Origin of the sequence: Sorangium sp. So ce145 (assembly GCF_051525985.1) — a bacterium.
GTDB lineage: Bacteria > Myxococcota_A > Polyangia > Polyangiales > Polyangiaceae > Sorangium > Sorangium cellulosum_B.
On record NZ_CP150315.1, the window covers coordinates 7,636,202 to 7,655,815 of the forward strand.

General features: G+C 70.7%; 8 protein-coding genes. All 8 read left to right on the top strand.

Annotation, left to right across the window (positions count from 1 at the left end; genetic code table 11):
* Nucleotides 1-405 precede the first annotated feature (405 nt).
* Nucleotides 406-1,749 (top strand): erythromycin esterase family protein, encoded by a 1,344-nt coding sequence (locus WMF34_RS28080; RefSeq protein WP_437989713.1) that lies wholly within the window; start codon nt 406-408, stop codon nt 1,747-1,749.
* A gap of 51 nt (nt 1,750-1,800) precedes the next feature.
* On the top strand, nt 1,801-2,280 hold the full coding sequence (locus tag WMF34_RS28085) for a YbhB/YbcL family Raf kinase inhibitor-like protein (RefSeq protein ID WP_012238069.1): 480 nt from the start codon (nt 1,801-1,803) through the stop codon (nt 2,278-2,280).
* Between the two features lie 1,028 nt (nt 2,281-3,308).
* The gene (locus WMF34_RS28090; RefSeq protein WP_044965953.1) at nt 3,309-3,710 is read left to right on the top strand and encodes a hypothetical protein; all 402 of its coding nucleotides are present in this window, start codon (nt 3,309-3,311) and stop codon (nt 3,708-3,710) included.
* 235 nt (nt 3,711-3,945) lie between these two features.
* Complete coding sequence (locus WMF34_RS28095) at nt 3,946-4,734, top strand: DUF5819 family protein (protein ID WP_437989714.1); 789 nt, start codon at nt 3,946-3,948, stop codon at nt 4,732-4,734.
* A gap of 4 nt (nt 4,735-4,738) precedes the next feature.
* A complete protein-coding gene (locus tag WMF34_RS28100; RefSeq protein WP_437989715.1) occupies nt 4,739-5,725 on the top strand; it encodes an HTTM domain-containing protein in 987 nt (328 codons plus the stop codon).
* Between the two features lie 346 nt (nt 5,726-6,071).
* Entirely contained in the window at nt 6,072-7,157 is a 1,086-nt protein-coding gene (locus tag WMF34_RS28105) for a DmpA family aminopeptidase (protein ID WP_012238073.1), read from the top strand.
* A 135-nt stretch (nt 7,158-7,292) separates the two neighbouring features.
* Nucleotides 7,293-13,352, top strand: a complete 6,060-nt coding sequence (locus tag WMF34_RS28110) for an AAA family ATPase (RefSeq protein ID WP_437989716.1) — start codon at nt 7,293-7,295, stop codon at nt 13,350-13,352.
* A 126-nt stretch (nt 13,353-13,478) separates the two neighbouring features.
* A complete protein-coding gene (locus WMF34_RS28115; RefSeq protein ID WP_437989717.1) occupies nt 13,479-19,520 on the top strand; it encodes an AAA family ATPase in 6,042 nt (2,013 codons plus the stop codon).
* Nucleotides 19,521-19,614: the final 94 nt, after the last annotated feature.

Consider the following 19,614-nt stretch of genomic DNA (forward strand, 5'->3'; position numbering starts at 1 on the left):
ATCACCAGATGCCCATTCCCAGCGGAGGGCAGTTCGATCACGCTTATCGCTGGGAATCGTACGACCGAAGCGGGCAGCGTTTGGTCGGAATGCAAATATTCAACAAGTTTGTAGTCGATGTGATCCGGATCGTCTCCGGGAACACCTCGCGAAAGCGCGCACCTGCGGGGCATCCGAGGAAGCGACACTCGTTGGCGAGACTTTTCTCGTCGCGTCGCGTTGACGCAGAGTCTGGTCGTCTGCTCGTCGTCGGAGCACGAACCGGGCTCCGGCGGCGATGTGCCGGCGGAGGCGCGGGCGCAACGGCGCCGGACGGCCCTTCTTCCGCCGCCAGGCGGCCTGCGCGCTCGCCCTTGCCCCGCGCGAGCTTGCCGTTTCGCCGCCGCGCCCCAGGTGGATCCCATCATGGCTCGACTGCGACGCCTCATCGAGCCGCGGACGCGCGCGACGCCCGACCTCGTGGCCGCGCTCCGCGCGCTGGCTCGGCCGCTGCGCTCCTCGGCCGATCTCGACCCGTTGATCGAGCGCATCGGCGGCGCGCGCTGCGCGCTCTTGGGCGAGGCGACGCACGGGACGCGCGAGTTCTACACGTGGCGGGCAGCGCTCTCCAGGCGGCTGATCGTCGAAGCGGGGGCCTCCTTCATCGCGGTCGAGGGCGACTGGCCCGATTGCTACCGCGTCAACCGCTATGTGAAGGGCTACGCGGACGCGGGGAGCAGCGCCCGCGCGGTGCTGCGCACCTTCGATCGCTGGCCGACCTGGATGTGGGCCAACGAGGAGGTCGCCGACCTCGTCGAGTGGCTGCGCAGGCACAACGAGGGTCGGCCCGAGGAGCAGCGGGTCGGCTTCTACGGGCTCGACGTCTACAGCCTCTGGGACTCGCTCCGCGAGGTCATGCGCTACCTGGAGGGGGCCGCCCCCGACGCGCTGCCGGCCGCGCGGCGCGCGCTGCGCTGCTTCGAGCCGTATGCCGACGACGCCCAGGAGTACGCCCGGGCGACGGTGCTCGTGCCGGAGTCGTGCCAGGCGGAGGCCGTCAAGCTGCTCGCCGAGGTGCGCAAGAGAGCGCCGGAGTTCGGCGCCGACGGGCGCGACGGGCACTTCGTCGCCGAGCAGAACGCGCTCGTGGTCAAGAACGCAGAGGCCTACTACCGGGCGATGGTGCGCAGCGACACGGCGTCGTGGAACGTCCGCGATGGGCACATGGCCGATACGCTCGATCGGCTGATCGAGCAGCACGGCCCGCGCGGCCGCGCGATCGTCTGGGCGCACAACACGCACATCGGCGACGCGCGCTTCACCGACATGGCGGAGCGGGGCGAGGTGAACCTCGGCCAGCTCGCCCGCGAGCGCCACGGAGAGGAGCGCGTCGCGCTGGTCGCCTTCGGCGCCCACCGCGGCACCGTGATCGCCGCCCGGGCGTGGGACGCGCCGATGGAGGTGATGCGCTTGCCGGTCGGGCGGCCCGAGAGCTGGGAGGACCTGCTGCACGAGGCGGGCGGCCGGGATCAGCTGCTGATCTTCGAGCCGGGGCGGCTGCCGGAGGAGTCGCTGGCCTGGCGCGGCCACCGCGCCGTCGGCGTCGTCTACCACCCCGAGTACGACGGGTACGGGAACTACGTGCCGACGGTGCTGCCGCGCCGCTACGACGCGCTCCTCTTCGTCGACGAGTCACAGGCCGTCCGGCCGCTGCACCTCGCGCCGCGGGCCGAGAAGGAGCCGCCGGAGACCTACCCCTCCGGCGTGTGACGCCGGCTGCATCGCGCGCGCAGAGCAAAGCGCGCTGGGCGAGGTGAACCGATGCTCTCGTTACAATCTCCCGATTTCCACCATGGCGACGTGATCCCGATCGTGCACACCTGCGAGGGGAAGGACGCGTCGCCCGCGCTCTCCTGGTCGGGTATCCCCGGCGGCACGAGGAGCCTTGCGCTCATCGTCGACGACCCGGACGCGCCCGATCCACGCGCCCCCAAGACGACGTGGGTCCACTGGGTGCTCTACAACATCCCGCCCGACGCCGGCGGCCTGCCCGAGGGCGCGCACAAGGCCGATCTGCCGACAGGCACGCTCGAGGGAAGGAACGACTGGAAGCGCGCCGGCTACGGCGGCCCGTGCCCGCCGATCGGCAAGCACCGTTACTTCTTCAAGCTGTATGCGCTCGACACGGTGCTGCCCCCGCGAGGCGGGCTCACGAAGGTGGAGCTCGAGAAGGCGATGGAAGGACACGTCCTCGCGCGTGTCGAGCTCGTCGGGACGTACCAGAAGAGGGGCGGCTCGTAGAGCCGAGCGCCGCCGGCCCTGGTCGCGTTCGCCTTCGTGCGCCACGGGCTCATCCGCGTCGTTCGGCTCGCAGCGGCGTACCTCCGTACGCCTCGCTCGCCTGCCCGGCGGATGAGCCCGTATCACGAATCTACACCTCGCCATGAACGCGCCTTCGGCGCGCGCTCATTCGCATTTACAGACCGGGCGACCGCCATCGTCACAGTGACACTGACACACTCCATCAGGACACGTGACGACCTTATCGCCCTTCGGGCAGGTGGCGACGCACGAGGCGACCGAGTCCCCCTCGACGCCCGCCGCCATCTCGGCCTCGCTGGCCTGCGAAGGATCAGGCTCATTGGCCTCGACCAACGCCCCCGCTCTGCCGTCCACCGCCTCCGCGGCCGCGCTCCTCCAGAGCGCCGTGGAAGCGGGCAGCATCGACAACACGAACACCGATAACAGCGTACCGCGCATCTTCACTCCTCCTGGTCAGCGATGCTTCCATGACTGGGCATCCTTGATGGACAGGGGCCGAGGCACGCGGCGTGCCGAATGGCGCGGCCGGCGGCCGAGCTCGCGGCGCCGCGGCAGGTACGGGAGCGCTGCCCCGCGTGTGTCCGCGATGTTCGCACGCCGCAGCCAGCCCGGCTGCGCGGGTTGAGCTCGCCTGTCCTGCCGTATCCTCACCACGAGCGGGGAGATCGTTGTTTCGAACGCGACAATCCGAGCAAAGGGTTGCGCGCGATGGTTTGCTCGAACACGCAAGCCGGCCGCGGCTGAATACCGCCGCCGAGCGGCCGCGGCCTCACGTTGGCGCGGCGAGAGGGCGCGGCGCGCGCTGGCCCAGCGGAGAACGCGGCTGGCACGACGGGTGCTCTTTGGCCATGCAGCACACAGGGGCACATGACCCGCGAGCTGGCTTGATGCTCCGAGCCCGGTGGAGCTGCTCGAAGGCAGGGGCTCCGCGCGGTCGGCAAACGCAGCTGGCATGTCTGGCCTCTCTGACCATCAACCATCACGAGATCGAACGAAAGAGGAAGAACATGACACGAAAGATCATCACCGCGGTCGCTGGGTTGTCGTTGTTCGTCGGTGTGGCGATGGCGCAGGCGGCGACGCCCGCCACCTCGAGCCTGAAGGGTCGCTCAGTCCTCAACGCCGAGGCGAGCGCCGGGATCCCCGAGAAGGTGGCGTACTACTCCGGGTACCCTGGGGCCAACGTGGCCACCTCGACGAACATCGGCATCGCGGGCATCGCGATCGGGACCTCGGGGTCCGTCGCCCAGTCGTCGGTCGCCCAGGCCGGCGGGATCGGCAACATCGGTGTCGCGACGGCGAACGCAGGGGGCTTCCACGGCCGCGGCTACGGCCACGGAGGCTGGAGGAGGATCGCGCTGAACGACGCGCCGGCGTCCGGTCAAGCCGACATCCTCTTCGACAACTAGCGCTCCGCCCGCCAGAGGTCCGGCCAGGGATGGCCGGACCTCTGCGCCGCTTCGCCGCGGCCTCGCGCGGGCGGACCTGGCTGGTTTCCTCGGGGCTCCGCCCCGCTCCGCACTCCGGCGGCCACAAGCGGCCCCGGCCGGCCCGCTGGGGCCGGAGCCTCCACGGGCCGCGCGCGGCGCTCCGGCGGCGCGCGGCCTCCTCTCCGATGACCCCGAACCCGGGATGGACGAAACCATGCGCCGTTTACTCCGTGTGCTCTCGACGTCCGCGCCCGCGCTGCTCGCCGCGGCGCTCTGCTTTCATTTCGCGATGACGCTGGCCTACCTGACGCCGCAGAACCCGCTCCAGCTCCGCTTCGCGCGGCTCATCAGCGGGTACATGAACCCGTTCTTCGAGCAGAACTGGCACCTCTTCGCCCCGGATCCCATCACCGACACGCGCCTCGTGATGGTCGCCTGCCGCCTGAACGAGCCGGACGGGAGCACGACCGAGACCGGGTGGACCGATATCACGACCCCCTACTGGGAATCCCACCTGGAGAACCGGCTCGGCCCCGCGACGCGCCTCGGACGATCGGTGACGGGCGCGGCGCGCATGATCTACACCGTCGATCCGACGTCGCTGCAGATGGCGAAGAAGCTCGATCAGCAGCGCGCGCGCGCGCAGGCGGGCGGAGGCGGCGCCGAGGCGCCCGATGCGCAGGTGGCCGAGAGGCTCAGGGACGAGGTGAAGAAGGAGCAGGACGCCGGCGTTCAGCTCGGCAAGAGCGTCCTGGAGCGGGCCGGCTCCGCGCACTGCGACAGCCTGTACGGCCCGAGCCGCACCGCCGCGGTGCGGCTCCGCCTGGCGGTGCTGAAATTCCCGCGCTTCTCCCGGCGCGACCTGCCCGACTCGAAGGGTGAATTGACGTACTATGATTTCGACTGGGCTCCCTATCGACCGGTGGCGCCGCTGGACGCGACGACCGAGGACAGACGAAAGACGCCCGTGGCCCTCCAGGCGGCGGCCGCGGAGGAGAGGTGACGCCATGCTGAGCAAGCTGAACGCACGCTGGCACCGCATCGTGGAGCTCGCGAGCCGCGAGCGCTGCCTGATCGGGGCCAGCCTCTTCCGGATCGTCGCCGGACTGACCATCCTCCACCTCTACCTGGCCAACTACTTCCAGCGCCATTACCTCTACGGCCCCGAGGGGGTGTGGCCCTTCGCGCGGTCGCTCGAGGAGGCCCACAGAACCGGCGCGTTCTCGATTTACCTGCTCAGCAGGTCGCCGCTCTACTTCGAGGTCGTCTTCCACCTCGCCCTGCTGTTCACGGCGCTGTGGGTGATCGGCTTCCGCACGCGGCTCATGTCGCTGCTCACCTATGTCGGTCTCTGGTCGTTGCATCAGCGGAACCCCGTCCTGCTCGACGGCGGCGACAACCTCGTCCGGCTCGCGCTGCTGTACGGCATCTTCGCCGAGCTCGGCGCGTACTTCTCGCTCGACGCCGACCGCCTCCGCGCGCAGCGGGAGCGCGGCGGGGAGCTCCAGCGGATCAAGGGGATGCTCCACAACGCGGCGATCCTCGCCTGCGCCGTCCAGGTGTGCCTGGTCTACGGGGTCGCGGGGCTCTACAAGGTGCAGGGGGAGCTGTGGCAGAACGGGACGGCCCTTTATTACATCACCCGCGTCGGCGAGTTCACGTGGCCCGGCCACAGCGACAGCCTCTCCCGCAGTGTGGCGGTGGTGACGGCGCTGACCTACGCGACCGTCGGGTTCCAGCTCAGCTTCCCGTTCCTGTTCGCCCTGAACCGGCACACACGCAGGCTCTCGCTCGCCGCGGCGTTCCTGTTCCACGCCGGCATTGCCGTCATGATGGGGCTCGGCACGTTCGCGGTATTCATGATCAGCGTCGAGCTGGCGCTCATCGCGGACGCGGAATACCGGTCGATCGGCGCGTTCGCGAGGCGGCTCGTGTCCTTCGAGGCGCCCTCGCTCCGCCGCCTCCTGCCCGCGCGCCGGATCCAGACGAAGTAGCGCGGCGCGGCGCGGGCGCGCTCGAGCGCCCGCCCGATCTCCCCTCGGCCTCCCAGCGATCCCCGCCCATCCTCACCAGCCTTCCGCCACGCGGATCGCGGCCCATCACGTGCGGCCCGGGCGCCGCCGAGCGCGCCCCTGCTCGGGCGGCATGCGGCGCGCCTGGCACGGAGGTTGATACCGCCGCTCCCCATGGATGCCGAAACCCTCTCTCGGCCGCGTCCCGGCACCGGGCCGCACGTCGCGCCTGGCCGCCTCGTCCTGCCGCTGCCCGATCGCTCGCTGCCCGGACGAGGCGGGCAGCGCGCCCTTCCCGCCCGGATCCACGAAGCGCGCGGGAGGCGCCGTGCGCGCGCGTGATCTCGGCGTCGCGCCCGGCATCTTCGACCCAGGCCCGCTGAACGCGATCACCGACGTGGGCGGCGTGCGCGTCGGGCACGCGACGGTGATCGAGGGAGACGCGATCCGCACCGGCGTCACCGCCGTATTCCCCCACGGGGGGAACGTCTACCTCGATCGCGTCCCCGGGGCGATCCACGTGGGCAACGGGTTTGGCAAGCTCGTCGGCGCGACCCAGGTCCGCGAGCTGGGTGAGCTGGAGACTCCCATTCTCCTCACGACCACGCTTTGCGCGTTCCGGGCCGCCGACGCGCTCGTCGAATGGATGCTGGCTCAGCCGGGCATGGAGGAGGTGCGCTCGCTCAACCCGGTCGTCGGCGAGACCAATGACGGCGTGCTCAACGCGGTCCGGCTCCGCCCGATCACCGCCGAGCACGTGCGCGCGGCGCTGGGCTCGGCGCGGGAGGGGCCCACGCCGGAGGGGTGCGTCGGCGCGGGCACGGGCACCGTCGCGTTCGGATGGAAGGGGGGGATCGGCACCGCCTCGCGGGTGCTGCCGGCGTCGCTCGGCGGGGCCTGCGTCGGCGTGCTCGTCCAGTCGAACTTCGGCGGCGTGCTGCAGGTGATGGGGGCGCCCGTCGGCGAGGAGCTCGGCCGGTACGCTTTCCGGTCGCAGGTCGAGGCGGCGGCGGGGGATGGATCCATCCTCATCCTCGTCGCGACGGACGCGCCGCTGTCGGATCGCAACCTCGGGCGGCTCGCCGCCCGCGCGATCCTGGGCCTCGCGCGCACCGGATCCTCCGGCGCGAACGGCTCCGGCGACTACGCGATCGCCTTCTCGACGAGCGCCTCGGTGCGGCGCCGCTCCGGCGCGAAGCGGCTCGTGATCACGGAGCTCGCGAACCAGGAGACGTCCGCCCTCTTTCAGGCCGTGATCGAGGCGACGGAGGAGGCCATCTACAACTCGCTCTTCACGGCCGAGACCACCACGGGGAGCGGTCGCACCGTGGACGCCATTCCGCTGGATCGCGTCCGTGAGGTGCTGTCGAGGCACGGCATCCAGCGTCCGTCCGGCCGCTCCCGCCCTGCATGACGCCAAGAGAGCGCCACGGGCGGGCCGGCGCGAGAGCTCGCCGCCGTTTCCCGTGGCGCAGCGAGGCGCTTTTGGCAACATCACGAATCGACCGGGCGCCTCGGAGACCGATCCGGCTTTGGACACCCTCCCTTTATGACCGACAGTCCACGTTACCGCGTGCTGGAGGTGCTGCACCAAGGTGCGGACACGATCCTCTATCGCGCGCGGCGCGAGGAGGACGGCCGGCCGGTGGTGCTCAAGGCCCTGCGCCGCGACCACACCAGCCCCCGCGCGCTCGGCAGGCTCCAGCACGAGCTCGAGGTCGCCAGGGCGCTGAAGTCGCCCGCGGTCGTCAAGGCCTGCGGGATCGAGCCGTTCCGCGACCAGATGACGCTGGTCCTCGAAGACTTCGGCGGCCGCTCGCTCGACCGGCTGCTCGATGGCGACGGGCCCATGCGCCCGATGTCGCTCGAGCGCTTCTTCCCCCTCGCCCTCCGCCTCGCCGCCGCGCTCGCTGAGCTCCACCGACACCACATCATCCACAGGGACATCAAGCCCCAGAACCTGCTCTACAACCCCGACACCGGCGAGGTGAAGATCACCGATCTCGGCATCGCCTCCCTCTCCCCCCGCGGGGCCCAGGAGCTCGCCCACGACGGGCTCATCGAGGGCACGCTCGCCTACATGGCGCCGGAGCAGACAGGCCGCATCAACCGTCGCGTCGACGAGCGGACCGACCTGTACTCCCTCGGCGTCACCTTCTACGAGATGCTGACTGGCACCCTGCCCTTCCACGCCAGCGACCCCGTCGCCTGGGTCTATTGCCACATCGCCCAGGCGCCGCAGCCGCCCCACGCGCTCGTCCCATCGATTCCGCCCCAGCTCTCCGCCGTCGTCCTCAAGCTGCTCTCCAAGGCCGCCGAGGAGCGCTACCAGAGCGCCCTCGGCCTGCGCCACGACCTCGACACGTGCTTTTCCCAGCTGCGCCAGCGCGGCGCCATCGCGCCCTTCCCGCTCGGACTGCGCGACGTCTCCGATCGGTTCCAGATCCCGCAGCGGCTCTATGGCCGCGAGCGCGAGCTCGAGGCGCTGCGCGCCGCGTTCGAGCGCGTTGTCGCGAGCGGCCGGCCAGAGCTCGTGCTCGTCTCGGGCTACTCGGGCATCGGCAAGTCCTCGCTCGTCGCCGAGCTGCACGGGCCCGTCGTGCGCGAGCGCGGCTCCTTCCTCTCCGGCAAGTTCGATCAGCTCAAGCGCGACGTCCCCTACCGTGCCTTCCTTCACGCCTTCCGGGGCCTCGTGCAGGAGATCCTCGGCGCGAGCGAGCAGCAGGTCGAGCGCTGGAGAGAGCGCCTCCGTGAGGCCCTCGGCCAGAACGGCGGGCTGCTCACCGACATGCTCCCCGAGCTCGCCCTGCTCCTCGGCCCGCAGCCGCCCGTGCCCGAGCTGCCGCCCGCCGAGGCCCAGAGCCGGCTGCTCGCCACGCTCCAGCGCTTCATCGCCGCCTGCGCCCGGAAGGAGCACCCCGTCGCTCTGTTCCTCGACGACCTGCAATGGGCCGACGCCGGCAGCCTCCTCTTGCTCGAGCACCTCGCCTCCCTCGCCGGCGGCGCGCACCTCCTGCTGATCGGCGCTTATCGCGACAACGAGGTCGGCCCCGCGCACCCGCTCCGGCTCACCCTCACCGAGGTCCGAAAGCGCGGCGCCGCCGTCGGCGACATCGTCCTCGAGCCGCTCTCCGCCGCCCACGTCGGCGCGCTCATCGCCGAGACGGTCCGCGCACCCGAAGCAGAGGTCGAGCCGCTCTCACGGCTGGTTTACGAGAAGACCGGCGGCAACCCCTTCTTCGTGCTCCAGTTCCTCATCGCCCTGCGCGACGAGGGGCTCATCACCTTCGACACCGACGAGGGCGCATGGCGGTGGGACATCGACGCCATCCGCGACAAGGGCTTCACCGACAACGTCGTCGAGCTGATGGTGGGCAAGCTCAATCGGCTCTCGGTCCCGACGCGCGACGCGCTCAAGCTCGCCGCCTGCCTCGGCGGCAGCCTGGACCTCGACACCCTCGCGGTGGTCGCGCGAAGGCCGGCGGACGCGCTCCGCGAGGCGCTCGAGGAGGCCGTGCGGGAGGGGCTGCTGCTCCGCCGGAACAGCGCCTATCGCTTCCTCCACGACCGGGTGCAGCAGGCCGCTTATTCGCTCATCCCGCCCGGACAGCTCGCCGAGGTGCACCTCGGGATCGGCCGGCTGCTCTTGAAGGCACGGCGCGCGGAGGAGCCCGATGAGACGCTCTTCGATGTCGTCGGCCACCTCAACCGCGGCGCCACGCTCCTCTGCTCCCAGGCCGAGCGCGACGAGCTCGCCGCCCTCAACCTCCGCGCCGGCAGGAAGGCCGAGGCCGCCGCCGCCTACCAGTCTGCCGCCGCCCTCTTCGCCTCCGGCCTGGCCCTCCTCGCGCAAGATCCCCGCGAGCGCTGGGAGACTCGGTACGATCTCGCCTATCCCCTGAGCCTCGAGCGCGCGCACGCCGCCTACGCCACCGGCAGCCTCGAGGAGGCCGAGCGGCTGCTCGACGAGCTCCTGGAGCGCGCGAGCAACGAGCTCGATCGCGCCGCGGTCGTCGAGCTCGCCGTGAGCTTCTACCAGACCCGAGGGCGGTCCGACCACGCCGTCGACCTCGCGCTCGCGTGGCTCCGCGCCTCGGATATCGATCTTCCGCTCCACCCCACCGACGCGCAGGTCAAAGAAGAGACCGAGAGCCTCTGGCAAGCCCTCGGTGATCGGGCGATCGAGGACCTCATCCGCCTGCCCCCCATGGATCACCCGGAGTGCAAGGTCGTGATGGCGGTGCTGCAAGCCGTGGCCGGCCCCGCGATCTTCGTGGACAAGGACCTGCACTACCTCATCGTCCTGCGTCAGGTGAAGCTCGGCCTGCGCTACGGCAACGCGGAGAGCTCCGCCCACGCGTACGCGGCCTTCGCGCGGATGTTCGGCCCGCGGTTCGGGCGATACCGCGAGGCCTACAAGTTCGGAAAGCTCGGCTACGACCTCGCGGACAGGAGTGAGCTCCTCACCGTGAAGTCGCTGGTATTCACCCTCTTCGGACAGCAAGTCGTCTTCTGGACACGCCACTACCGGGAGACGTACCCCTACACGCGCGCCGGGTTCAGCGCCGCGGTCGAGTCCGGCGATATGCGCATCGCGTGCTTCAACTGCGTCTGGGCTCCGCTGTTTCCGCTGCTCGCCGGCGAGCCGCTGGAGGACGTCCTCCACGAGGTCGAGGAGCGCAGCCGCTTCGTGCGCAAGGCCGGTTACGCGTTCGCCTACGGCGTCCTGGCCAGCGCCCACGCCCTCATCCAGACGCTGCGCGGGAGGCCGGTCCGCTTCTCCACGCTCGACGGCTCCGAGCTGGATCCGCCGGCCTTCGAGGCGCGGCTCGACGAGGGGGATATGCGGGGCGCCCGCGGCCTCCATTTCAGCATGAAGGCCCGGGCGCTCTTCGTCCTCGGCTCTTACGGAGAGGCGCTCGCCGCGGCGACGCGCGTGATCGTCGATCACCCCTTCAAGAGCGAGCCCTACGCGCTCATCGCCGAGAACTTCTATGTTCACGCGCTCTCGCTCGCGGCGCTCGTCGACGCCGACGGTGGCGCGCCCGAGCCGCCCAAGCCGCACGAAGCGCGGCGGTCGCCGGCGCAGGAGCTCCCCGAGGGCCTCCTCGACAGCGAGCGGCAGCTCGGCGCGTGGGCCGCGAGCTGCCCCGACAACTTCCTCCACAAGCACGCCCTGGTCCGCGCCGAGATCGCCCGGCTCCTCGGGTGCGAGCCCGAGGCCATCCGGCTGTACGAGCAGGCCATCTCCTCGGCGCGGGAGAACGGCTTCGTCCAGCACGAGGCCATCGCCTGCGAGCTCGCCGCCCGGTTCTACCGCGATCGCGGCCTGTCCACGCCCGCCGACGCCTACCTGCGGGACGCCCGCGCCGCCTACTTCCGCTGGGGCGCGCACGCCAAGGTCGAGCAGCTCGACCAGCGGTATCCCTTCCTCGTCGAGCGAAAGCCGATCGCCCCCACCGTCACCTTCGCCGTCCGCGCCGAGCAGTTCGACGTCCTCTCCATCGTCAAGGCGTCTCAGAGCATCTCGGGCGAGCTCAAGCTCCCGCGCCTGCTCGAGATGCTCCTGCGCATCGTGGTCGAGCACGCGGGCGCCGGAGAGGGGGTGGTGCTGCTGGTCCGGGAGGAGCGCCTGTCGACGGCGGCGGCGATCGCGACGTCCGGGGGCGCGGCGCGGCTGCTCGACGCGGGCGAGGCCGCGGCGCTGCCGCAATCCATTCTCAACTATGTCCTCCGCAGCCGCGAGCGCGTGCTGCTCGACGACGCGACGGCCAGGCACCCGTTCTCGGAGGACGAGTATTTCGGCCGCAAGAGGCCGAGATCGGTGCTGTGCCTCCCGATCGTGCGGCAAACGCGGCTGCTCGGCGTGCTCTACCTGGAGAACGGGCTCGTGGCCGGGGCGTTCACCCCCGGGCGGCTCACCGTGCTCGAGCTGCTCACCTCGCAGTCGGCCATCTCGCTCGAGAACGCCATGCTCTACGCCGATATCGAGCAGGAGAACGCCGAGCGGCGCCGAGCAGAGCAGGCGCTGAAGGCCAACCAGGTGACGCTGCAGGCCATCGTCGACAACTCCGCCGCGGCCATCTTCCTCAAGGATCGCGATGGCCGGTATTTGCTCGCCAACCGCCACGCAGGGAACGTCGCCGGCGTGCCGAGCCATGAGCTCCTCGGAAAGACCGACGCCGAGCTCTATCAGGGCGTGGACGTCGAGGTCATCCGAGACAACGACCGGCGGGTGCTCGACGCGGGCGAGCCGATGGAGTTCGAGGAGGAGGTGTTGACGAAAGAGGGCGAGCCACGCATCTACCTGTCCCTCAAGTTCCCGCTCGGCGAGAGCGTCATGCCCGGCGTGCTCTGCGGCATCTGCACCGACATCACCGAGCGCAAGCGCGCCGAGCTGGCCGAGCGCTTCCTGGCCGACGCGAGCCGCAAGCTCATGGCCCTCGGCTACGGCGCCACCCTCGACAGCGTCGCGCAGCTCGCGTTGCCGGCGCTGGCCGACCGATGCGTCATCGACGTGGACCTCACCCAGGACGCCCCGGGGCGTACGGGCACCGCGGTTACCGCGGGCATGCCGGCCGAGCTCGCAGGCGCGGTGATGGACGCCCTGCGACCCCTGGCGGTGGCGTCGCCGGACCGGCCCGAGATAAGCGACGTCCGCGCCGCACCTCTCCTCGAGCCGCTCGGCGTTCACTCCTTCCTCCGGGTACCGCTCCTCGCGCGCGACCGGCGCTTCGGCGTCATGACCCTGCTGGCGGCCCCGCCGCGGCACCGTTACGGCCCAGCCGACCTGTGGCTGGCCCAGGAGCTGGCGAGCCGCGCCGCGCTCGCCCTCGACAACAGCCGCCTGTTCGCCGAGGCCCAGGAGGCCATCGAGCGCCGCGACGAGTTCCTCCTCGTCGCATCGCACGAGCTCAAGACACCGCTCACCTCGCTCACGATGCAAGCCCACCTCCTCGCCCGGCTCCTGCCCCGCCTCCAGCGCGCCGAGGTCGCTCCGGAGCGCATCGACGCCGCGATCCAGCTCCTCGACCGCCAGATCGCGCGCCTCGCCCACCTGGTCAACGAGCTGCTCGACGTCACCCGCCTCAACGCCGGCCAGCTGACCCTCTCTCGCGCGCCCGTCGACCTGGCCGCCCTGGCGCGCGAGGTCGTCGAGCGGATGCACCAGCAGCTCACCGACGCCCGCTGCCGCACCCAGCTCGAGCTGGACGAGCCCGTGATGGGACACTGGGATCCGTCTCGCATGGAGCAGGTCCTCATCAACCTCCTGTCCAACGCGCTCAAATATGGCGCGGGAGGCCTCATTCATGTCATCGTGCGCCGCGAGGGCGCTCGCGCTGTGCTCGTCGTCCGCGATCATGGCATGGGCATCGCGGAGGCCGACCAGGCCAGGATCTTCGAGCGCTTCGAGCGCGCCGTCTCCGTCCGCAACTTCGGCGGCCTCGGCCTCGGCCTCTACATCGTTCGATGGATCGTCACCTCCCACGGCGGCACCATCCGCGTCGAGAGCAGGCCGGGCGCGGGCGCCACGTTCATCGTCGAGCTGCCTTTGCACCCGCCGGAAGCGGAGACGGAAGGCCAGGGCACCTTTCTCCCGCCGGCGTGAGCGTTCACCGGGGCCGAAGCCGGCGCCGCTCCGCGCCGTTTGCTCGTGACGGGTCGCAGCGCTTTTGGCAATGTACCAAGTTGAACCGCAGCACGCCGCTGACGTCCCGGGTTCAAAGATTCTCCTATGCCCCATAGTCCACGTTACCGCGTGCTGGAGGTGCTGCACCAAGGGGCAGATACCGTCCTTTACCGCGCGCGGCGCGAGGAGGACGGCCGGCCGGTGGTGCTCAAGGCCCTGCGCCGCGACCACGCGAGCCCCCGCGCGCTCGGCAGGCTCCAGCACGAGCTCGAGGTCGCCAGGACGCTCGCTTCGCCGGTCATCGCCAGGGCCTACGGGATCGAGCCGTTCCGCGACCAGATGACCCTGGTCCTCGAGGACTTCGGCGGCCGCTCCCTCGACCGGCTGCTCGATGGCGACGGGCCCATGCGCCCGATGTCGCTCGAGCGCTTCTTCCCCCTCGCCCTCCGCCTCGCCGCCGCGCTCGCTGAGCTCCACCGACACCACATCATCCACAGGGACATCAAGCCCCAGAACCTGCTCTACAACCCCGACACCGGCGAGGTGAAGATCACCGATCTCGGCATCGCCTCCCTCTCCCCCCGCGGGGCCCAGGAGCTCGCCCACGACGGGCTCATCGAGGGCACGCTCGCCTACATGGCGCCGGAGCAGACAGGCCGCATCAACCGTCGCGTCGACGAGCGGACCGACCTGTACTCCCTCGGCGTCACCTTCTACGAGATGCTGACTGGCACCCTGCCCTTCCACGCCAGCGACCCCGTCGCCTGGGTCTATTGCCACATCGCCCAGGCGCCGCGGCCGCCCCACGCGCTCGTCCCATCGATTCCACCCCAGCTCTCCGCCGTCGTCCTCAAGCTGCTCTCCAAGGCCGCCGAGGAGCGCTACCAGAGCGCCCTCGGCCTGCGCCACGACCTCGACACGTGCTTTTCCCAGCTGCGCCAGCGCGGCGCCATCGCGCCCTTCCCGCTCGGACTGCGCGACGTCTCCGATCGGTTCCAGATCCCGCAGCGGCTCTATGGCCGCGAGCGCGAGCTCGAGGCGCTGCGCGCCGCGTTCGAGCGCGTTGTCGCGAGCGGCCGGCCAGAGCTCGTGCTCGTCTCGGGCTATTCGGGCATCGGCAAGTCCTCGCTCGTCGCCGAGCTGCACGGGCCCGTCGTGCGCGAGCGCGGCTCCTTCCTCTCCGGCAAGTTCGATCAGCTCAAGCGCGACGTCCCCTACCGCGCCTTCCTTCACGCCTTCCGGGGCCTCGTGCAGGAGATCCTCGGCGCGAGCGAGCAGCAGGTCGAGCGCTGGAGAGAGCGCCTCCGTGAGGCCCTCGGCCAGAACGGCGGGCTGCTCACCGACATGCTCCCCGAGCTCGCCCTGCTCCTCGGCCCGCAGCCGCCCGTGCCCGAGCTCCCGCCCGCCGAGGCCCAGAGCCGGCTGCTCGCCACGCTCCAGCGCTTCATCGCCGCCTGCGCCCGGAAGGAGCACCCCGTCGCCCTCTTCCTCGACGACCTGCAATGGGCCGACGCGGCCAGCCTCCTCTTGCTCGAGCAGCTCGCCACCTATTCCGGCTCCGAGCACCTCCTGTTGATTGGCGCCTACCGCGACAACGAGGTCGGCCCCGCGCACCCGCTCCGGCTCACCTTGGCCGAGGTCCGAAAGCGCGGCGCCGCCGTCGGCGACATCGTCCTCGAGCCGCTCTCCGCCGCCCACGTCGGCGCGCTCGTCGCCGAGACGGTCCGCGCACCCGAAGCAGAGGTCGAGCCGCTCTCACGGCTGGTTTACGAGAAGACCGGCGGCAACCCCTTCTTCGTGCTCCAGTTCCTCATCGCCCTGCGCGACGAGCGGCTCATCACCTTCGACGCCGACGAGGGCGCATGGCGGTGGGACATCGACGCCATCCGCGACAAGGGCTTCACCGACAACGTCGTCGAGCTGATGGTGGGCAAGCTCAATCGGCTCTCGGTCCCGACGCGCGACGCGCTCAAGCTCGCCGCCTGCCTCGGCGGCAGCGTGGACCTCGACACCCTGGCGGTCGTCGCGCGAAGGCCGGCGGACGCGCTCCGCGAGGCGCTCGAGGAGGCCGTGCGGGAGGGGCTGCTGCTCCGCCGGGACAGCGCCTATCGCTTCCTCCACGACCGGGTGCAGCAGGCCGCTTATTCGCTCATCCCGCCCGGACAGCTCGCCGAGGTGCACCTCGGGATCGGCCGGTTGCTCTTGAAGGGGCGGAGGCCGGACGAGCGCGAGGACGCGCTGTTCGAGATCGTGGGCCACCTCAACCGCGGCGCCGCGCTCCTCTGCTCCCGGGCTGAGCGCGACGAGCTCGCCGCGCTGAACCTCCGCGCCGGCAGGAAGGCCGAGGCCGCCGCCGCCTACCAGTCTGCCGCCGCCCTCTTCGCCGCCGGCCTGGCCCTCCTCGCGGACGAGCCCCAGGAACGCTGGGAGACGCAGTACGCGTTGGCCCACGCCCTGAGCTTCGAGCGAGCGCGCTGCGCGTACATCCTCGGCAACTTCGATGAAGCCGAGCGGCTGCTCGAGGAGCTCACGGATCGCTCGATGACCAAGATCGAGAGGGCCGCCGTCGTCGAGCTCGCCGTCGCCTTGCACGTGACCCGCGGGCAGAGCGCCCGCGCCGTGGAGCTCGGTCTCTCCTTCCTGCGCTCTTACGACATCCATCTGCCAACCCACCTCACCGACGCGCGCATCGACGAAGAGACCGAGAGCGTATGGAAGGCCCTGGGCGACCGGGCGATCGGGGGCCTCATCCACCTGCCCCCCATGACGCACCCGGAGATCAAGATCGCGATGAGCATCTTGAAGAGCGTGTCCGTCGCTGCGTATTTCGTGGACCAGAACCTGCATCACCTGGTCCTCGAGCGCATGGTCACGCTCAGCCTCCTCCATGGCAACGCCGAGAGCTCGGCCCATGCGTACACCGCCTTCGCGCGGGTGCTCGGCCCGCGGTTCGGGAGATACAAGGAGGCTTACCTGTTCGGCAAGCTCGGCTACGACCTCGCGGAGAGGAGCGAGCACCTCGCCGCGAAGCCCACCGTGTTCTTCCTGTTCGGGCAGCTGACCGTCTTCTGGACGCGCCATTACAGGGAGACCTACCCCTACAATCGCCTCGGCTTCGACGTCGCCGTGGAATGCGGCGATCTGAACAACGCATGTTACCATTGCGTCTGGGCGTCGGTGTTCCCCCTGCTCTGCGGGGAGCCGCTGGAGGACGTCCTCCACCTGACCGAGGAGCGCCTCGGCTTCGTGCGCAAGGCCGGCTACGCGTTCATCCATGGCATCCTCCTCAGCGTCCGGTACCTCATCCAGACGCTGCGCGGGCGGCCGGTCCATTATTCGATGCTGGATGGCTCCGAGCTGGATCAGGAGGCCTTCGAGGCGCGGCTTCCTCCGGGATCCTCGTACGGGGCTCACAGCTTGTACTACAGCCTGAAGGCGCAGGCGCTGTTCCTCCTCGGCTCTCCCAGGGAGGCGCTCGCGGCGTCGACCCGCGTCGTCGTCGATTACGACTGGAGGATGGACGCGGGCGCCGAGATCCCCGAGACCTTCTATGTTCACGCGCTCGCGCTCGCCGCGGCGCTCGACGACGCGCGCGAGGCGCGCGACGCGGCGACCTCGCCAGAGCGGGAGCTCCCCGAAGGGCTCCTCGCGTGCGAGCGGCAGCTCGGCGTGTGGGCCGCGAGCTGCCCCGACAACTACCTCCACAAACACACGCTGGTCCGCGCCGAGATCGCCCGGCTCCTCGGCCGCGAGCCCGAGGCCATCCGGCTCTACGAGCAAGCCATCTCGTCGGCGCAAGAGGGCGGCTTCGTCCAGCACGAGGCCATCGCCTGCGAGCTCGCCGCCCGCTTCTACCTCGATCGCGGCCTGTCCACGCCCGCCGTCGCCCACCTGCAGCGGGCGCGCGCCGCCTACTTCCGCTGGGGCGCGCACGCCAAGGTCGAGCAGCTCGACCAGCGGTATCCCTTCCTCGTCGAGCGAAAGCCGATCGCCCCCACCGTCACCTTCGCCGTCCGCGCCGAGCAGTTCGACGTCCTCTCCGTCGTCAAGGCCTCTCAGAGCATCTCCGGTGAGCTCAAGCTCCCCCGCCTGCTCGAGACGCTGCTGCACATCGTGGTCGAGCACGCGGGCGCCGGAGAGGGGGTTGCGCTCCTGGTCCGGGAAGATCGCGTGTCGACCGCGGCGGCGATCACCGGGTCGGGGAGCGCCGCGCGGCTGCTCGACGCGGGCGAGGCCCTGGCGGCGCTGCCGCAATCCATTCTCAACTATGTCCTCCGCAGCCACGAGCGCGTGCTGCTCGACGACGCTTCCGGGCGGCACCCGTTCTCGGAGGACGCGTATTTCACGCGGAAGAAGCCGAGATCGGTGCTGTGCCTCCCGATCGTGCGGCAAACCCGGCTGCTCGGCCTGCTCTACCTGGAGAACAACCTCGTCACCGGCGCGTTCACCCCGGGGCGGCTCACCGTGCTCGAGCTGCTCGCCTCGCAGTCGGCCATCTCGCTCGAGAACGCCATGCTCTACACCGACATCGAGCAGGAGAACGCCGAGCGGCGCCGGGCGGAGCGCGAGCTCCGCGAGAGCCAGGCCACGCTGCAGGCCATCGTCGACAACTCCGCCGCGGCCATCTACCTCAAGGATCGCGAGGGTCGGTATCTGCTCGTCAACCGTCAGGTGAGCCGCGGCCTCGGCATGCCGACAGAGCAGATCCTCGGAAAGACGAGCGCCGAGCTCTTGCCTGCGGCCGCCACCGCGACCATCGACGAGCACGACCGGCGGGTGCTCGACGCGGGCGAGCCGATGGAGTTCGAGGAGGAGGTGCCGATAGACGGCGAGCTGCGCACCTACCTGTCCCTCAAGTTCCCGCTCGGCGAGAGCGTCATGCCCGGCGTGCTCTGCGGCATCTCCACCGACATCACAGAGCGCAAGCGCGCCGAGCTGGCCGAGCGCTTCCTGGGCGACGCGAGCCGCAGGCTCATGGCCCTCGGTTACGGCGCCACCCTCGACAGCATCGCGCAGCTCGTCGTGCCCGAGCTCGCCGACCGGTGCGTCATCGACGTGGACCTCGCCCAGGACGCCCCGGGGCGGACGGTCACCGCGGTCACCGCGGGCGTGCCGGCCGAGCTCGCAGGCGCGGTGACGGACGCCCTGCGGCCCCTTTCGGCGAGCTCTCTGGATCACGCCGAGGAGGGCGACATCCGCGCCGCGCCCCTCCTCGAGCCGCTCGGCGTTCACTCCTTCCTCCGGGTACCGCTCCTCGCGCGCGACCGGCGCTTCGGCGTCATGACTTTGCTGGCGACCGCGCCACGGCGCCGCTACGGCCCAGCCGACCTGTGGCTGGCCCAGGAGCTGGCGAGCCGCGCCGCGCTCGCCCTCGACAACAGCCGCCTGTTCGCCGAGGCCCAGGAGGCCATCGAGCGCCGCGACGAGTTCCTCCTCGTCGCATCGCACGAGCTCAAGACACCGCTCACCTCGCTCACGATGCAAGCCCACCTCCTCGCCCGGCTCCTGCCCCGCCTCCAGCGCGCCGAGGTCGCTCCGGAGCGCATCGACGCCGCGATCCAGCTCCTCAACCGCCAGATCGCGCGCCTCGCCCATCTGGTCAACGAGCTGCTCGACGTCACCCGCCTCAACGCCGGCCAGCTGACCCTCTCTCGCGCGCCCGTCGACCTGGCCGCCCTGACGCGCGATGTCGTCGAGCGGATGCACCAGCAGCTCGACAACGCCCGCTGCCGTACCCAGCTCGACCTGCAAGGGCCCGTGGTGGGCGACTGGGACGCTTTCCGCATGGAGCAGATCCTCATCAACCTCCTGTCCAACGCGCTCAAATATGGCGCGGGAGGCCCTATTCACGTCGTCGTGCGCGGCGATGGCGCGCGCGCGCTGCTCGTCATCCGCGATCATGGCATGGGCATCGCGGAGGCCGATCAGGCCAGGATCTTCGAGCGCTTCGAGCGCGCCGTCTCCGTCCGCAACTTCGGCGGCCTCGGCCTCGGCCTCTACATCGTTCGATGGATCGTCACCTCCCACGGCGGCACCATCCGCGTCGAGAGCCAGCCGGGCGCAGGCGCCACGTTCATCGTCGAGCTGCCTTTGCACGCGGCGGAGACAGAGACGCACGGCCAGGATGCCCTGCTCCCGCAGGCGTAGGCGCGCGCTCCGCGCTGCGTGCTCGCTACCCGACTGCGCCTCAGCAGCTCCCTTTCCGTCCCCGCTATCGCCGTGCATGGACGACGGCGTCGCC